The sequence below is a fragment of the Dryocola sp. LX212 genome (genome assembly GCA_041504365.1).
In the GTDB taxonomy this organism is placed as follows: domain Bacteria; phylum Pseudomonadota; class Gammaproteobacteria; order Enterobacterales; family Enterobacteriaceae; genus Dryocola.
In genome coordinates this window covers 3512688-3530756 of sequence record CP167917.1, presented here as the reverse complement: position 1 = coordinate 3530756, position 18069 = coordinate 3512688, and the positions used below count along the sequence as shown (strand labels likewise).

The window sequence follows — 18069 nt, the reverse complement described above, 5'->3', positions numbered from 1 at the left end:
AAGGTTGAAGGACTCGGGCTTGCGGCGTGGCGCTAAGCTGCTACAGGTTGGCGCATTCCCACATGGATTGAGAGGAGCCAAAATGTCAGAAGCACCAGCTATCACACCATTATCTGGACAGATATCACTAAGATTTCTTGAGCTTTCCCAATTCCGCCGACTTGGCAAGGTTCAAATGGACGTTGACCCAAAGACTACTATCCTCGTCGGCGCTAACAATAGCGGCAAAACATCAATTCTGGCAGCGCTGCGCCACTTCCTTGCTGATACCTCACCATTTGGTGCTTTCGACATCAGTATTTCTCAATGGCCAAAATTGCGGGCACTTGGAAGAGTTTGGGACGCATTAGAGGAAGATCCATCTACGTCCGGCACATCCGAAGATGAATGGGAAGAGCAACTTGGAATCTTACTTTCAGCGATGCCAACGCTAGACCTATGGTTCGATGCTAAGGCCGGTATGTTCCACTATGTCTCTCCGTTTCTATCAAAATTCAGTTGGAAAGGCGGCGCAGTAGGTGTCCGATTGCGTCTGGAACCCGCAACGAACATTGAGGATTTGAAGCAACTAGCTTGGGAGTATCACCAGGCGAGAATGCCAGTGAAGGATATGGGGAAGGATTCGCTTGCCTGGCCTATTGATCTCCTAGATTTTTGGCTACGCGAAGCTTCCCTGCTGGGCCAAGTTCGAGCTTATAAGTTGGATGCTGATAACAATCCTTTGGACGGAATAAGGACCTATGTTAGCCAGACACTGGATGCTGACTCTAGCCCAATTGATCGAAAAAACCTGCAGAAACTTATACGAGTAGACTTTGTGGCTGCACAGCGTGGCCTTGGTAGTGAGGAAGCCGATTCTCGATCTGCTTCTGGCCCTCATCGCATAGGTTTGTTCTCCAATCAGCTTCTCAAATTTGCTCGACAGCACCTAAATGTGGCTGCAACAGGTCATGGGCACCGAGCTGACCTCATAAAAGCTGTTGCTGATGCGCAGCAGGAACTGGATAAAAAGATCCATGAGGCTATTGGACCATCGGTAGAAGAGGTTAAAGAGCTTGGGTACCCTGGTTTACATGATCCTCAGGAGATTCATTTCCGCACGCGCATACAGACAGCTGATTTACTCGACCATGGAACCGCTGTTCAATACAGCATGCAGAAGGATTCGTTAGAAGAGCTTCTCCCGGAATATTCCATTGGTCTCGGTTATCAGAATTTACAATCGCTTAGCTACCAACTTGTTTCTTTCAAGGCTGCTCGCCTAAATCCTGAGAAGGGCGCTCCAGTACCTGTTCACCTGGTTATGATTGAGGAGCCCGAGGCTCATTTGCACGTCCAGGTACAACGTATATTTCCTGGCAAGGCACATAAGTTAATCAGTCCTAACGGTAGTGATGAGCTAGGACTTAAAAGCCAATTGATTATCAGTACTCATTCTAGTCATCTGGCACATGCTGAGAATTTTGACCGGCTACGATATGTTCGTCGCATTGCTAAGAGTGAAGAAAAACCCATGCCTACCACTGAGGTGGTCAATCTAGGGCAAGTTTTTGGTGATGACAAAACGACCCGTCAATTCGCCGAGCGTTATTTTCGCGTTCAACACACAGATCTTTTATTCGCCAATGCTGCAATCTTTGTCGAGGGGGTTGCTGAGCGTATGCTGTTGCCTCTTTTCATTGAAAGAGATTTTGCAATACTCAACAGCCGCTATCTGTCCTTCCTTGATATTGGTGGTAGCCATGCTCATCGGCTAAGATCTCTCGTTGAAAGACTCCGTATTCCAACTGTAATTATTACTGATATCGATCCAGTTGAAGAAAGACCAGGTAAGCCTAAAAAAAATGGGGAACCGACTACAACCTTGGTTGTTGTGGCTAATACAGGACAGCCTGGGCTGCAATGCGGAAACCCGACTCTTCGTGGATGGCATCCTAAGCTGCAACAGCTTGAAGATTTCAAGAACCCGAAAGATGAGCATCTTGTCTGGAACGAAATTGCCGAATGTTCTGTGCGATTCGCATGGCAATTGCCTGTAGCCGAAGCTGATGGTCAGTGGCCAAGTACTTTTGAAGACTCTCTAATTCTTAGAAATATCCCTTGGTTTAAGCAACTGATTGATGAAAAAGTCGATGGTGATGGAAAGCAAATCAAACCGCCGAAGGGCGCGCTGGGCTCAGTCGCTAGAAAGGTTGCCGATAATGATAATATTCCAGAGCTGCTCTCAGCTTTGCATAATCTAATGCATGGGTCTTTTAATAAAGGAGACTTTGCCGCAAGCATCTTTGAAATGATCGCGGCGGATGAGCCGATCGCTTGTCCCAAATATATTGAGGATGCACTGGAATGGCTCCAGACACAGTTGGAACCAGGCAAGGAGTTGATGTCATGACTAATTCGCCAATCATTAATGGCAATGATCGTGATTCCGGAGTAGTCGAAGAGATTTGCGGCTATCTTACAGAGGTTCCGCCTCGTAACTACTTCCTTTTTGCTGGGGCTGGTTCTGGTAAAACACGAACATTGGTGGAAGTTTTGCGTCGCCTTACTGGTGTGACCGAGCATGAGAAGGGGGGACAATTGGCACAGTCCCTGAAGATGTATGGGCGTTCGATTAGAGTGGTAACGTACACAAAGAACGCTGTCTCTGTAATCAACGGACGTCTTGGGGACAATAGCTTAGTCAGTGTGTCTACCATCCATTCATTTTGTTGGGAGTTAATTAATGGGTTCAACGATGACATTCGTGAGTCCCTTATAGCAGTAAAAGAAGCTCAACTCGCTAAAGAGACTGCAGAGGCACAAGCGAAACCGAAGGGTATTACTGCAGCAAAACAGCGTGACCTTGACGAAATCACGAATGAAATCGAGATTCTTCGGACAACTGAAGTATTCATCTACCATCCCGATCGCAATACGCATGGGCCTGGTGCTCTACCGCACAATTACGTACTCGATGCGACAGCTTGGTTGCTTCGAAACAAGCCAACACTCCAATCCATTCTTAAAGATCGACATCCAATCATACTTATTGATGAGTCGCAGGACACGATGAAAGGTGTACTGGACTCCTTGATGATACTTGCCAAAAAGCGGGAGAGAGATTTGACTCTTGGTCTGCTGGGAGATCATCGACAACGGATTTATATGGATGGTCATGCCGATCTTCCAAGCATAGTTCCGGAAAATTGGGCAACGCCTGAATTACAAATGAATCATCGTAGTCAGAGACGTATTGTCACTCTGATCAATAAAATCTGGGAAACTGAACTGGAAGGTAGGACGCAACCAGCAAAGGGTTCAGCACAACATCCCCGAACAGAAAAGGCTGGTGGAACGGTTCGGCTCTTCTTGGGGGATACATTGCAAAGTCCAGGCGACAAAGTGCTCAGCGAACGCTGGTGTGCTGAACAGATGTTTGAAGTTAGTGGTTCAGTAGCCTGGATTCAAAAAAAATATCAGCTGCTTGCGTTGGAACATAAGCTCGTCGCCACTCGTGGCTCGTTTCTTGATGTGTATGAGGCAATGGTTCTGTTAGATCCCCACGCTGCAGCGCCATCTGGCAGTGGGGATAATAAGGGGCCTTCAACAGTACAAATTTTGCTTAATGAGCTTGCGCATTTAGAAGCCTGCGTGAGTAATGAAGGAATTGTGAATGAGTTCAAGGCAACTGAGGTTTTTCGACGTTATGGCGGTTTAGACAATATGCCAGAGGACTCAGAAGCAAGAGCTGAACGTACTGATGAAATGCTCGAGGCGATAGCGATATTTGCAATGGCTTGCGCCAACCCTGAGTCAACGGTCGCGGAGGTATTAGCACCAGTCTTAAGTGGAAAACTATTTGAAGTAGATCATCGCCTTCATGAGGCTTATGCCGACAAGTCACCTGCCCCGCAAGCTCCTGGACGAGGTGAGGATGAGTCAAAGCAAACAAGAATGCGCCGTGGATGGTGTGCACTGTTTGCTGCTCCATGGAAACAACTTAAGTGCTATCGGAATTACCTTGCTGGAATTTCAGAGCTCGCAACACATCAGGTAGTTAAAGGCTCTGAGTTCAAGCACGTCATGGTTGTAATGGATGATGCTCTTGCTGGTGGGACTCTCATTAAATACGACAAGATTTTTGGTGGTACGGAGTTAAGTCCAAATGATAAAAAGAATGTAGAGGCTGGTAAGGAGACAACCATCGACCGGACTTTACGTTTGCTGTACGTGACTTGTAGCAGGGCGCAAGAATCGCTCGCTTTAGTGCTTTGGTCGTCCGATCCAGTTGCAGCATTGTCTCGAATTAAGGAGAGTCAATGGTTTGCTGAAGACGAAATACAAATAATCACATAATGCTTCAGACATATTTGATATTAGTTGGCAGATATCGCACCTAACGGTTGGTTTCGTTGTGGCTATATCCTGCTATGCGGAATGTGAAGATTAAAGGATTGATAATGGCAGGAATTGAAGATGTGCCTCAGCTCGAAGGAATGTGGGCACCACTCGATGTCCGTTGTGAGCTCAGGCAAATGTTTAGACGTTGGCTTCCGACTACTAGTCATCTGCGCCCAAGTTTCGGGCAAGTGGAAATACTTGATGAAATACAGCTCCTCGATTTTTGCCAGCACTACCGACTAGAGTATTTTGGTGCAGCAAAGGATATTGCCAAAATCTGGGACGAGTCAAAGGAGCGTATTGCCGATGAAGGTCCTACTTTCAGTGATCTAACTCGACTAGGTTGGATAGTTTTCGACGGTGGTCGCTGGATTATGCAGTGCGCACCTCCGGGCACGCTTTCGCACATTACTTACCCAAGTCCAAGCACGAAAAAATTTCTACACGATCTTTCTAAGATCAAACTTGTTGATAAGACCTCTAATTTTACTCAAGGCGCCCAAAAGCTAGCAGCCAAGATATTGGATGAACAGTTACTGGAGCGGTACATCCCGACTAACAGCCCTGACTGGCTTGCAGGTCGGATATGGGAACGTCTATGTGCACAGTTGCAATTTGGTCATAACTGCGACAATTCACTTAAGGCTTCAAATCAAAATGACACCCGCGATTCTTTGGGGCTTTGGGAAGAGGTTGATAGAGCCTTCTTGGAGTGGTCCGCCTGGTGCCAAGTCCTCGGTGTATACGTTCATTGGGACACTAGCTGGAGAGAAAGCGAAGCGCGCTATTGCCGCGAAGCTGCTAATCGGATATTGGAGCGTCAGACTCTTTGGGGTTCTTGGGAAAATGATATCCCAAGTTATATAAAGGTACTTGAAAAAACGTTCGCGATTCCGAAAGACCAGCTACGGTTTGCTAGAGTACCTAGGGTGCTTCCACCAAGTACTTTGGTAGGCAAGGCTGATTGGTTTGCAGGAATTGAAGTTGAACATATCATGATGGAACGACTCTTTAAGGGACAGAATGGTTCTATAGGTGTTGCATTTAGCCTGCTTTGTTCTGAGCTCGAGAAGGTTGATATAGGGCCACATATCTCGTCTTCAGCAACAGCGTTTATGTCGTTTATAGCCGACTATCCAATGGCTTTACAACATTTCCTGCTTCGAACTAGCACGGTACCGGAAGTGTTGATAGATATGCTTATGCATCCTCGTGTTGCATGTTTGGGTACTAAATTAGCAATAGAATGGTGGCCAAAGTCAGGCAGAAATAGCGATCGCAATTTAAATCGTGAAGCGCAGATGAAGGCATTTGCAGTTCAAGACTCGCTATCATTATTGGCTTACCATATTAATGGTAACTCGCTGGATCTTGAGGAGTTTTCCGCATTGATCACGTGGTGCTATTCCAATAACACTGGTCGTGGGCGTGCTTTAGCTGATTCGAGAAGAGTTGTAGGGCGACAACTCCTCGGAATGGCTGCAAAGAAAAGGGAAGGGCTTCAGACTTCGTTGTTGCAATACCTCGTAAGCCAGATTTCCTATAAAAACAACGTACCCAGGGCTCGTTTCGCTGGTGTTCTCGACGGAATTTATTGTCTTTCAAATGCATTGAATGTTGACACACTTCCAGTTGTTGCACTGTATTCAAAATTTGCTCGTGATTTAAACTTGGACTGGACGGACTCCTCTGAATTGTCCTCAGAGTTGGCAGCGCAACTGGTTAAGACCGCATTCTCACAATCGATCGCTGATCGTGATGCCTTTTTGATTCCGTTTGATAGTGCGCAACTAATAAGGGTAGCTACTGACGATGAAAGACCGTCTTTGCATTCTTCAATTGCTAAAACATTAAGAGAACACGTGCGATTGCTCGCTCGTGCCGTGGCCGGTTGGCCAGAAGAGAATATACCGTCGGAATTATTCAATTCGCTGAAATTATTAATCTCTCGAACTGTCATCGAGCATGCTGAAAAAGGACGCGTTGGAGCTTTAACGGATCGTTATAGTCCAAGTAATTTCCTTGCTCGCGAGGATGGGTCTCCAGCAAGAGATCTGGCAGCTGCTTGGCGCAAGTTCGATAGCCATTATCAGGAAGATATGCTGCAAGTATTCACTCAGTCTGACGATCCTGTTTTTCTCTCTGAGCTTTGCCAGCACTTGCCTGCGGTTGGAAAATCAAAAATCCAGAGTAGATTACGGCAACTTGGGCCGGGAGAGGCTTCAACATTTTGGACCTGGACAGAATTGCAACACCGGATTGAATCGTTATTGTTTGCTGGTGAATATGCTCTGGCTCGCGAGCATCTGAACGATGTTGGGCAAGATTTAGATAGAGCGCCATCTCAGTATCGACTTGGGCTTTTTAGCTTAGAACTTCAATTGCTTATGAAGGAAAGAATGTGGGCTGCAATTGATACCACTGCCATTCCCGTAACGCTGGATGAACTCACTACACGCCAGGCGCAAAACCAGCTCGATTTCTATCGAGCAACATCCCAGCTTTTGCGCCCAAACGGAAATCTGACAGGAGCTTTGGCAGTGTTGCGGCGTTTAGCTGCTATTCCCGGATCTGCCTCCGCTTATAAGGAGAACATTTTCGCTGTTGCTATCCAACAACTTCTGGGACCAACCCTGCATCCATTGACTGGTGATAACATATCAACAGGCGAAAGTTTGCTTGCAGAAATCAATGCTGTGGTTAACGTAAATGAGGAGCTTGCCAGCAGTAGCTTACTTGCAAACCGCGCCCTGTTAATGCTTGCCTTACAACGTCCCGAAGAAGCAGTAGAATCAGTAGCTAACCACCGTAGAGAAATGCGCAGTGCGAACATCGAACATATTGTTGTACTGGCAAAATATGAGATGGGACATAGGGACGAAGCGATGGCAATATTGGATGTTGCCATTACAGAGTTTGGTGATGACGACCAACTTGTCGCACTTAGAAATAATCTCCAGTCCGGCCAACCCCCAACCAGTATTGCTTCTGCATCTGTAGATGTCGACTTAATATCATCTATCCGTGCCGCCCTGCAGCAATTAAGTGAGCTCCCGCCTTCATCGGTCGGGAACATACTTGGACCCACTGGTAGAGGTGTTCGAGGTTATCTCATTCGACAAGTCTCGCGTGCTGTTGCCTCACTTCAACATATGGCTGCGATGCTTCGCGACAGGAAAAATACTGAGGATGAGGCAAAATTTGAGGATGATCTTAACAGCGCAGTGAGAGAGGTGTTAGGAGCTTCACTTTCAGTAGCCAAATGGGATGTAGCTGATCAGTCTCTCGGTGGGTCAACGTCTAATGGTAACCCTGGTGAACGAGATGCTGTTATAAGAGTGTCTGGACAAGAAATCGCCATCTATGAAGCACTTGTTTGTAGTGGACTTGAGCGAGTCAACATAAAAAAGCATTTTGACAAATTGTTGTCATATGGAGTTTGTGACATCTATTTTCACGTCATTTATTCCTATGCGAAGGAGATCAAACCCATCTTGGGTTATGTCGAAAATATGCTTAAATATGAGGCACGGTCCGATCTGACATATCTCAGTTGTGAACCTTTAGGGCCTCCTGATTATGGGACTAGCGGATATATGGCAACCTATCGTATCGATCATCGTGAGGTATCGGTGGTTTTTCTCATTGTTGATCTTGTTTTGCGGTTTTAATGAATAAGAACGTCTTCAAGCATCGGCCAAAAAGATTTTTCAAAGGGTTACGTTATTATTTCTTCCGGTTAAATAAAAAACTGAAATATGTGTTTGTTAGACAGATATTGCGCTTAATGGCTTACTAACTAAGGAAACATCTGCAAAATGTCTCTACCAGATATCGATTTATTTGAAATTCGCCAACATCACGGCAGTCAGGCGAATGCTTTCGAAGAGCTATGTTGCCAACTAGCTAACGACGAGTTAATCAAGGATAAAGTTCGATTTGATCGGAAAGGTCGTGGTGGCGATGCCGGTGTTGAGTGCTTTGCAGCTCTAATGGACGGGGCGGAGATCGGTTGGCAGGTAAAATTTTACTCCAATTTCAAAAGCATGATCGGATCACTTGACCAGTCACTTACGACTGCTCTTGCCAAGCATCCGAAAATGAATCGCTTCATAGCCTGTTTTCCCTTCGACCTTTCCGATTCACGTAAGGATGATGTCAAAACCTCGCTTTCGGAATGGGACAAGTGGAAGAATGAACGGATAGCTCGTAGTAAGGCGTTGGGCCGAACGATCACCATCGATAGATGGGATGCGCACGAAATCAAACTCAGACTAACCGAGAGCAACATCCGTTCTGCGGGGCGTGTAGCATTTTGGTTCGACAAGGCAATGTTGACTGCTGAATGGTTGGGAAAAGCCTTTGACCGTGTTGCAGATAGTCTTGGCGATCGATATAGCCCAGAAAGCCACATTGATCTTCCTGTAAGAAAGACAATCCTTGCGACACTACGTGACCCCGCCATATTCGATGAGTTATTGGTCTACGCAGAAAAAATCGAAGACAGGCTCAAAAGCGTGACAGCACAAGATATCGATGGTGCGAGCAGCGTAGCGCTCGCTGCGGTAGCAATGCTGCGGCAGGAGGGGGTATTGCAATCAGAACCATTCCCTCTTGCGGTTCTTATGGACACGGTTGACAAGGCTGCGGAGCTTGCATTTAAGTGGCATAACACGCTTGATCTCAAACGTATCTCAAAGTCAAAACCAGATCCTGAAGTCATCGCAGTGTCTAACCTTGTCAGTGCATTGCGTGTAGCAGCCCGCGCACTTCGCTCTGAACGTTGGCAGCATATCGATACACGGGCATTGCTGATTGTAGGTGAGGCTGGCACAGGCAAGTCCCATCTACTTGCTGATGCCTGCGCCCAACAACTTCAGCTCAACCGACCAGCGTTGATGGTTCTGGGTGGTAAGTTACCAGATGCTGAACCTTGGGGGGAGATATTAAGGGATCTTGATCTACCAAGGCACTTACAAGTGAAGCATTTTCTGGGTGCACTGAATGCAGCTGGAGAATCCGCTGGGGTACGCAGCCTTATTGCAATTGATGCTTTGAACGAAAAGAATGGACAGTCAATTTGGCCGACAAGACTACCAGGATTACTTAAAGACTTGCGTGATTTTCCCTGGATTACGGTAGTTCTATCATGTCGTTCAATCTACGCAAATGTGATAATTCCCTCCTCCATTGATGAGAAGCTACTACCGAGAATCGAGCATGAGGGTTTCAACGATAAGGAAGTAGTTCGTTATCTCTCTAGGCGTGGTATCAGCATTCCTGAGACTCCTCACCAACTCGACGAGCTACGAAATCCACTTTTTCTGCGTCTCGTTTGCGATTTATTCCGTGGTGATGGTGAAGTACTCCTCCCAGAAAGTCTCGTTAGTATATCTGACGTACTAGATCTTTATACTGCTGCGGTATCAAGGCGGGTTGAAACAAACTTGGGGGTGGCACCAACGCGTAAAGTTGTACGAAAAGCGATAACAGCCCTAGTGGAAGAAATGGCTAACACTGGCCGTGGACAGATAGGGTATGAGCGTGCTGACGAGTTGTTGAGGCTGATCCACAATGGGCAGGAAATGGCTCATGATCTTTTATTCCAATTAGCGAATGAAGGATTGTTAGCAATAGAGCCTGATAACTACTCAGTCTCTGGCGGCTCCGAGGTTGTCCGGTTTGAGTTTGAACGTGTGGGCGATCATGCAATCTCAGCGAACTTGTTGGACAGAAGTGCTCAGAATGGGGTTGCAAATATATGTGAAACGGGCTCTCCGCTTAATTCAGCGCTCTCAGACAGAAATTCTTTGATCAGGGCGGGTATTTTGGAAGCAGTTGCGGTGCAACTTCCCGAACGATTCAACATTGAATTACCAGATCTACCTCTGGCTTCCACCTTTGGCTGGAGTTATGACGCGTTCACAAAAAGCCTTCTAACACGAAGGGCATCAGCCTTTACTGAACGGACATGGAATCTCGTAGAGAACACGAAGGATGTATATCTTCGCTATGAGACGCTTATCGCGCTAGCATCCGAGCCGAAGCACCCATTCAATGTGAACTATCTAACTGTACAACTCAGAAACCTTAATCTGCCTAAGCGCGATGCTTCTTGGACGATACATCTCGCACGTTCAGAGCGAGCAGATCACTTGGTTGACTGGGCTTGGAATGCTGAACAATCACAAATTACTGAAGAACGAGCTGAACTTGCTGCCATTCAACTTGCATGGTTTCTAACTGCAACTCGACGGCAGCTCCGTGACAGAGCGACGAAAGCACTGGTCGCGCTTTTGGCAGATCGGCCCGGATTGGCAATTTCGTTATGGGATAATTTTAAAGATATTGATGACGATTATGTAACTGAACGGGTGGTTGCTTCTTTGTATGGAGCAGCAATGCAAGGCCGCTGGGAAGCAAACCAGTTAACTAAAGTTGCAACAAGGCTTTTTTGTGACTTGTTTGCCGAAAATGTCCCTCCTGCGAACGAGCTACTTAGAGATCATGCGCTCGGGTTAATTGGTTATGCTCAATTCCAAGGTGAGCCAAGTGATAGTATTGCTCCAGAAAAACTGAAACATCCTTTCAAGAGCCCTTGGCCAATTGAGTATGTAACTGACGAGACTATTGACTCTTACACGCGAAACTACAATTCAAATTATAGAGGGCGCGATGAAATAGTAAATTCCTGCCTGGACGGTGACTTTGGTCGATATGTACTCGACTATGCTGTGCAAGACTGGAGCCCCGCACCTTTTGGTACTGTCGACTTACCGACAGTAAATGATCTACGCGAAGAATGGTTCGAACAATTCAACGGGGTGGCTACCAAGGAGATGATGGAAGCATATGAAACGCTACTAGCAACCTTAGCACGGGAAAATCCTGACAATAGATCGATTACAGGAGAAAGTCGCGCCAGAATAGATGAAGCCAAGGCTCAATTTCGAACTATTGTGGGGGCGAATGCTTTTGAGGAGTGGCGAGCGAAAGCAGAACATTGGCGTTCTGAGGGAATGTATCAACGCTTAGCAAGGCAAGGAGCTGCTGAATTCAATCTTGCTTGGGCGCGCCGCTGGGTCGTCATGCGTGCGCATGAACTTGGTTGGAGTGAAGAATTGCATGGAGATTTTGACAGGAGCATACGCAGTAATCGTAATGAGCATTCTCTTGAGCGCATAGGTAAGAAATACCAATGGCTTGCACTTTACGAATTGGTTGCGCGGATGAGAGATAACCTAGCGATTTTGCCGAACAAGGAGGATGACTTATACGGGCTACGCAATTTGGATCCGTCGTTGCTTGTAAGCCATACCTCAGACAACGGCTGGAAGGAATTTGCTGGCAGCTCATTCTGGACAGGGGATACGCCGACTCTTCCCGCAAGGAGTCCTGATGCTGCTATCGTTTGGTTGCATTCTGATGAAGATATCCTTGATGGAAAAGACGTAATTGAAGTTGTATCACCTGAAGACAGTCGTGAGTGGTTGGTTCTTACTGGGTTTGAGACATGGAGGGCCTCTGCAGAAGGATTCAGAACAGAAAGTTGGCGTCGAGTAGCTAGCCTTGTCGTGAATGCCTCCGACCTCACAAAAGCGCTCAATATAATGTCAGGAAGTCACCTTACTGCGGATCATGATCTCCCAACTGCGAAAGGGGGAGGTTATCATGTACATCTTGGAGAATTCCCCTGGCGTACCCTTGATCAAAATTATAATGATTGGATTGACCAATGGTACCCTTACGGAGTTTCCAAACAAACTGGAGACAAAATTCCGGTGTTGCCAACCACCGTAGGTTATATCGCAGAATCAGTGGGTTATGATGGATCAGTTAGTGACAACATAAATATGTTTCTTCCTGCCGGTTGGATTATGGAGGGACTGGATCTCAGACTTAAGGATGGAAGGTCGATCTTCTATCAAGATGCCTCTAATGAAGTGATTTTTTGGGATCCATCGGTGAGTAGACAGGGGCGCAGTGCTGCTCTCGTTGACAGGAATGCATTCCTTAACTTTCTAAAAAATAAAGGATTAGTCGCTATTTGGGCTGTCGCAGGTGAGAAGAATGCTTACGGTGAAGAATTTAGAAGTGGTTTCGGTGGAAGGTTTACTTTCACACGGCTTTATTATTCTGACGGAGTACAGATAAGAGAAGCTCCCCGGTTTAACACGTACGACGAACCAGATGAAAAGCAACTAGCTGAGTTTCGGGGATGTCAGACGAAAACACTGTGATTTACACACCTTATGAAAATAGCTACCGTTAACTGTAGTGCCAATTAATAGACATAGCTGGCATCTGGCCAAAGATGCCAGCTATGAACGAAGATAGGGCTTATAAAGTTTAAGTTATTCCAATAAATATTCTAAACCAGTCGCAATACCATAAAAGCTATTACCGTTGAGTCTCTGGGCAATAAACTTAAATTTTTCCACCGTAGTTCAAATTATCTGAGTTTGGTGCTGGTGTAATACTTCCACCGGTAACCATATCAAAACATCCGCTGTTTACTGTACCATTGAAAGCTTGAATAAATTTCAATTTCATCTCAGGATAGCTGTCAAATACCGTCATCCATATACTAAAAAAACCATTTTCAACGGCATTGTTAGTAATGCTTTGCTTTAAAGCATTACTGTTTGGTTCACTCAACATTAGTGACAGAGCAACTTGTGCAACCCCAAAAGCCTCCATTCTTTGAGCTACTCGATCCAGCGCAACTTGCTCATTATTTGAATCGGTAAAAACTTGTATAGGTTTATCTAAGCCAACTAAGCGCAGCGTATTTCTTGCCATTACTTTTTGTCGTTGCGAAAGATGTGGAGCCAAAGCAATACTGCCATCTACATTATATTTATAAGCATGGAATGTATTGTCTCTATCAGGAAAAATAAACCGACGGAAGTTAACCTTTCCACTACCTTTACATGAGTTGCAGTTGGTACAAGCTAACAAAAAGTTAGACCAACGTTTTTCTAGGGCTGGTTTCCCATAGACACCATCTTTGGGTTCAATATGCTCAACTGCTAATAACGTTACAATTTTTCTTTCACAATAACTGCAATAAAGGCCTAAACGACTCACTAACTCTGGTTTAGCATCTTCATACTTACCAAAATCACCAGCAATAGGAGAAATTCCCTTTTGTACCGGTCGCATCTGCTATTCTCCTAACTTCGCCACACGTTGCATCTCCAAAAAAGCTTGAAAAGCAGGGTTGTCTGCATATGGAGCCAACGAATTAGCCAATCTATCTTTATACTGCTGTAACTTGTCTTCAGGTGCGGTTTTTGCTTCATTGAGAGTTTTCAAATATTCTTTTGCAACTCCTTTCATTTCAGTATATCTGTGACTTACCTCAGGTGTATTCACATCCATTATCCCGTCAGCGATATCTTCAAGGGTTTTGTTCGCTAGTTGAGCAGGAACCAAGCCATCAAGCATTATAAGTTCTTCACTTGAACGGAGGGATTGTATTAAGAATGGAGAGTGTGAAGTGAAAATAAATTGGATTTCCGGGAATGTTGTCCGTAAATCTTCTATCACATGCCGCTGCCATTTTGGATGAAGATGTAAATCGAGTTCATCGATTAAAACAACACCTTCAGTTTTTTCTAGCACCTCCTCACCCAAATGGGGATTTAAAAGCGCTGCTTTTTGAGCAATATCAGCAATCAATGCTAAAACACATCGTTGGCCATCACTCAGCATACTAAATGGCTGAGGTTCAGAATCCCGAAATTTTAATATTAATTCTGATCTTTTAGGATCATAATAAAGATGTTCTGCATTTTCGATACAACTTATTACCGCTTTACGAACCACCGTAAGAATGGTTGATTCTTTCCCTAATTGGTAAGCGTGCCATTCTTGGCGAGCAAACCAAGCAATTAGCTCCTTTAAGCCAATTCGAGGATCCACGCAGTATTTGTATCCATCTAACCTAGAGGGTTTGCTATTAGATTTGCTTAGTAATGGAGTGGTCCTGGATACTTTGGGATCTTGCCATAAACGCATCGTACCGTAATAACTGATTAAAGGTAGAGAAACGTCTTTTTCTAAACTAGTATCGCATTCTTTTGCTAAAGCAATCAAATCACTTGCGTCCCCATAGCGAGTGTTGCCACTAGGCGAGGCCTTGGAACGCTCCCAGTCTATTTTTTTCCCTTTTACGATACCTGATGCTGCTACCACTACTGGCCATGCTTCAACAAATTGAGGCTCACCTTCTTTCTCAAAATAAGACAAAGTAGCATCCGTTGGCTCTAAGCTTTTTTTGTCGTTCTTCTTTTTAAATCCCAATATCCAAGATGCAATAGCGATAGAAACAGCATCCAACAAAGCTGTCTTACCTGTCGCATTTTGACCAACGATCAAGTTGATGTTTGGATGGAACTGGAAGGCTCTTTCTTTATAACAACGAAAGTTTTTTACCGACAGAGTATTTAGTTTCAAAGGCTTGTCCTCGACAGTTGGCAGCGAAACTATCATATCGCATTTAAAATTTTATTTCAGTGTGGTGACTCCCAGCCTTTACCGACATGCTAGAGACAGCGTGTTTTGATGCCGCTTCTAGCATATTGAAGACCTAATGCTAGAGCTTCCCCTGTTAGGTTAAAAGTGATAACTAGTCTTTATTCATTCCCGTCATCCAACTAACCGCATTCCTTTCATCCCACCTTCAATCATGCTTCCACGATCCGCAGCCATCACAAAATCAGCCCACCACTGCATCATTGGCCGTCGCTGCTCAAGGTAATCGCTGCGGTTATAAGCGCGGCGAACCTCATTCTTATCCACGTGGGCCAATGCCGCTTCAATAACGTCAGGTGGAAAACCCTGTTCGTTAAGGGCTGTACTGGCGATAGAACGCAAACCGTGTGAAACGAGCACACCTCCAAAACCTGCACGTTTTAGCGACGCGTTAACGGTCTGGCTATTCATTGGCTGGTTGGGTTTGATACGGCTAGGGAATATAAATTCTCGGTTGCCGCTTAACGGCTTCATCATTTCCAGAACAGCCATTGCCTCATCTGATAAAGGAACGGTATGGTCACGGTTCATTTTCATTCGTGATGCGGGAATTTTCCATTCTCGCGCTTCCAGATCAACTTCATCCCAGTAAGCTTCAGCCGCTTCGGCAGGACGGGTGATAGTAAGAAGTTGCCACATGAATAGGCATCGTGTTGGTAGGATAATGTTGGCAGTACGCATGGTTTGCATGAGTTGCGGTAGCTGGTCTGGACGGATACTTGGCATGTTCTTTTTCTGAGGCTTCTCAAAGGCTTTGCCAATATTGACGCTAGGAACCGCATCAATTAGGCCAGTATTTTGAGCATAAACCATGACCTCATTGATTCGTTGGCACAGGCGACGGACGGTTTCCAGTGCTCCTCTGGCCTGAACAGGTTGAACGGCCTGAACCAGAGTATGAGCTTTGATTTCGGTGACATTGATATCACCAATCGCAGGGAAAACATCTCTCTCGAGAGAGCGCCAAATATCTTCGGCGTAGTCTTCTGTCACACTGACTTTCTTTACTTTCCACCAACGCTCAGCCACGTGTTGGAAAGTATTGGTTTTGGCTTCAAGCGAACTGCGTAGTTGTTCTTGTTGATGTTCCTGAGGATCGATTTGTTTTGCCAGGAGAGAGCGAGACTCTGCTCGATAGTTTCTGGCATCGGCAAGGGTAACTGCCGGGTAGGAGCCAATGCTCTTCTTCGCACGCTTTTTGGTAACAGGGCGAATGTAGCGGAACTGCCATATTTTGCTACCGGTTGATTTGATGAGTAGCTCAAGGCCATCGCCATCGTAAAGAACGTAGTCAGCTTCCTTTGGTTTGGCGGATTCGATTTCCTTAACGGATAAAGGTTTGGTTTGTCTTGCCATTGCCGGGTTTCCATAGTTTTAGGCACCTCAAAAACAATAAAGCTTTATGAGGTGCCTAACAAGGTGCCTAAAAGGTTCGGATTTAATTAGTTTGCTTCAGACTCAGCAGGACAAATTGAGGGCACAAAAAAGCCCGCAGGGCTTGCGCCATGCGGGCTCTTTAGACTTTATCGGATGACTCTGGTAATCATCGATTGAAGATTTTGGTGGAGCTGGCGGGAGTTGAACCCGCGTCCGAAATTACTACACCGTCGGTACTACATGCTTAGTCATATCTTTACATTCGCCGGGCAACTGCGGATAGACACGCCATTACCAAACTATCCTGATTAGTTTTAGTGCTTCAGCCCCAGGCAAGACATCCACACGAGCTCTTTTGGGTTTGACTTCTCTTGATCCCCGTCCTAAGAGCGGAGGCTAGGGAGAGAAGGCTCTAAGCAGGTTATTAAGCTGCTAGTGCGTAGTTTTCGTCGTTTGCGACTATTTTTTTGCGGCTTTTTACGAGGCCAACCGCCCCTCGGCATGCACCTTGGGTTTCGCAAATCCCGTCGAATCCAGAATCAGCCCCACAAGTGTTTTGTCAGTATAACAGAGATGTAGCGCTTGTTACCACCCCCAACCCACTTAACGCTCACGCAGCGCTTCTTTGGCGCGGTTGAACGGTTTAATCAGGTAATCGATGACGGTTTTTTGCCCCGTTTTAATGTCCACGGTGGCGACCATCCCCGGCGTGATGGAGAACTTGTGGCCCACTTTGTTGACCAGATAATCCTGATGGGTGCGGATAAACACCCGGTAGTAGACGATTTCCGGCTTAATTTTGTCCTGAATGGTGTCCGGCGAGATGGTTTCAACGATGCCCTCAAGCCCGCCGTAGATGGCGTAATCGTAGGCGGTAACCTTCACCAGCGCCCGCTGGCCCGGGTGAATAAAGGCGATGTCGCGCGGTGAAAGTCGCGCTTCAATCAGCAGATGGTCGTCGACGGGCACGATCTCCATCATTTCGCCGTTAGGCGGGATGACGCCGCCGATGGTGGTCACCTGGATATTCTTCACAATGCCGCGCATCGGCGAGCGGACGGTCATGCGGGATACGGAGTCCTCGCGGCCCTTAATAATGGCCGCAAGCATGTCTACTTCCGCGTTGGCTTTTGACAGCGCTTCGCGAGCCTGCACGTAATACTGCGAGCGCAGGTCGGTGATTTTCAGGCCCAGATCGCTTTTTTGCCGCTGCAGGCGCAGCACTTCCACGTGGCTTGCCGCGCCGCTTTTTACCAGCCGCTGGGTGATCGCCAGCTCTTTGTTCACCGATACCAGCGCATCCTGAAGCTCAGACTCGGAGTCGGTCAGCTGGGCGCGGCGCGTTTTGTAGAGCCGTGTCTCGGAGGAGAGGAGATCCGGCCAGGCCTTCAGCGAGTCCGGGAACTTCAGCGGCAGGTCGTTAACCTCCGCGTAAAGCCTGGCGCTGGAGGCCAGCGACGCGCGGTAGCGGGCTGCGCTTTCGCCGACGTTGGACTCCGAGCGGGTAGGGTCGAGGCGGGCGACGACTTGCCCGGCCTCCACTTTGTCGCCTTCGTGGACCAGCAGCTCGGTCACGATGCCGCCGTCCAGCGACTGGAGCACCTGTTCGCGGGCGCTGGGGACGACTTTCCCTGTGCCGGTAGAGACTTCATCGAGCTTGCCGAACCACGCCCAGACGCCAAAAAGGACAAACAGCAGCGTGCTGAGCAAGATTATGCGGCTTGCGCCGGAGTATTCGCTTTCGCGCTGGATGTCCGGATCGTCCATGGC

8 protein-coding genes and 1 other RNA gene are annotated in these 18069 nt (G+C 46.6%); 4 read left to right on the top strand and 5 right to left on the bottom strand.

Translation table 11 applies throughout. From position 1 onward, the window contains the following. Positions 1–82: 82 nt before the first annotated feature. The 4 genes from ACA108_16930 to ACA108_16915 all read left to right on the top strand — a co-directional run bounded on the left by ACA108_16930 (position 83) and on the right by ACA108_16915 (position 12623). Positions 83–2392 carry an AAA family ATPase gene (locus ACA108_16930; protein XEX95029.1) on the top strand — a complete coding sequence of 770 codons (2310 nt, stop codon included), beginning with the start codon at positions 83–85 and terminating at the stop codon, positions 2390–2392. Next, the gene (locus tag ACA108_16925) at positions 2389–4338 is read left to right on the top strand and encodes a UvrD-helicase domain-containing protein (GenBank protein ID XEX95028.1); all 1950 of its coding nucleotides are present in this window, start codon (positions 2389–2391) and stop codon (positions 4336–4338) included. The genes ACA108_16930 and ACA108_16925 overlap by 4 nt, the downstream gene beginning before the upstream one ends. 104 nt (positions 4339–4442) lie before the next feature. Beyond that, positions 4443–8054 (top strand): tetratricopeptide repeat protein, encoded by a 3612-nt coding sequence (locus ACA108_16920; GenBank protein ID XEX95027.1) that lies wholly within the window; start codon positions 4443–4445, stop codon positions 8052–8054. 147 nt (positions 8055–8201) lie between these two features. Then, entirely contained in the window at positions 8202–12623 is a 4422-nt protein-coding gene (locus tag ACA108_16915) for a hypothetical protein (GenBank protein XEX95026.1), read from the top strand. Positions 12624–12810: 187 nt separating this feature from the next. Here the strand turns inward: ACA108_16915 and ACA108_16910 are convergent, their stop codons facing one another. From ACA108_16910 to ACA108_16890, 5 genes are all read right to left on the bottom strand, one after another. Next, positions 12811–13548 carry an HNH endonuclease gene (locus tag ACA108_16910; protein XEX95025.1) on the bottom strand — a complete coding sequence of 246 codons (738 nt, stop codon included), beginning with the start codon at positions 13546–13548 and terminating at the stop codon, positions 12811–12813. Positions 13549–13551: 3 nt separating this feature from the next. Next, positions 13552–14844, bottom strand: a complete 1293-nt coding sequence (locus ACA108_16905) for an AAA family ATPase (protein XEX95024.1) — start codon at positions 14842–14844, stop codon at positions 13552–13554. Positions 14845–15036: 192 nt separating this feature from the next. Next, entirely contained in the window at positions 15037–16278 is a 1242-nt protein-coding gene (locus tag ACA108_16900; GenBank protein XEX95023.1) for an integrase, read from the bottom strand. Between the two features lie 204 nt (positions 16279–16482). Continuing rightward, positions 16483–16846, bottom strand: a transfer-messenger RNA (tmRNA) gene (ssrA, locus tag ACA108_16895). Between the two features lie 56 nt (positions 16847–16902). Further along, on the bottom strand, positions 16903–18066 hold the full coding sequence (locus ACA108_16890; protein ID XEX98143.1) for an HlyD family type I secretion periplasmic adaptor subunit: 1164 nt from the start codon (positions 18064–18066) through the stop codon (positions 16903–16905). Positions 18067–18069: the final 3 nt, after the last annotated feature.

Coding starts and splice junctions, on each gene's coding strand:
- ACA108_16930 (XEX95029.1), top strand. CDS start 83: ATGTCAGAAGCACCAGCTATCACACCATTATCTGGACAGATATCACTA.
- ACA108_16925 (XEX95028.1), top strand. CDS start 2,389: ATGACTAATTCGCCAATCATTAATGGCAATGATCGTGATTCCGGAGTA.
- ACA108_16920 (XEX95027.1), top strand. CDS start 4,443: ATGGCAGGAATTGAAGATGTGCCTCAGCTCGAAGGAATGTGGGCACCA.
- ACA108_16915 (XEX95026.1), top strand. CDS start 8,202: ATGTCTCTACCAGATATCGATTTATTTGAAATTCGCCAACATCACGGC.
- ACA108_16910 (XEX95025.1), bottom strand. CDS start 13,548: ATGCGACCGGTACAAAAGGGAATTTCTCCTATTGCTGGTGATTTTGGT.
- ACA108_16900 (XEX95023.1), bottom strand. CDS start 16,278: ATGGCAAGACAAACCAAACCTTTATCCGTTAAGGAAATCGAATCCGCC.
- ACA108_16890 (XEX98143.1), bottom strand. CDS start 18,066: ATGGACGATCCGGACATCCAGCGCGAAAGCGAATACTCCGGCGCAAGC.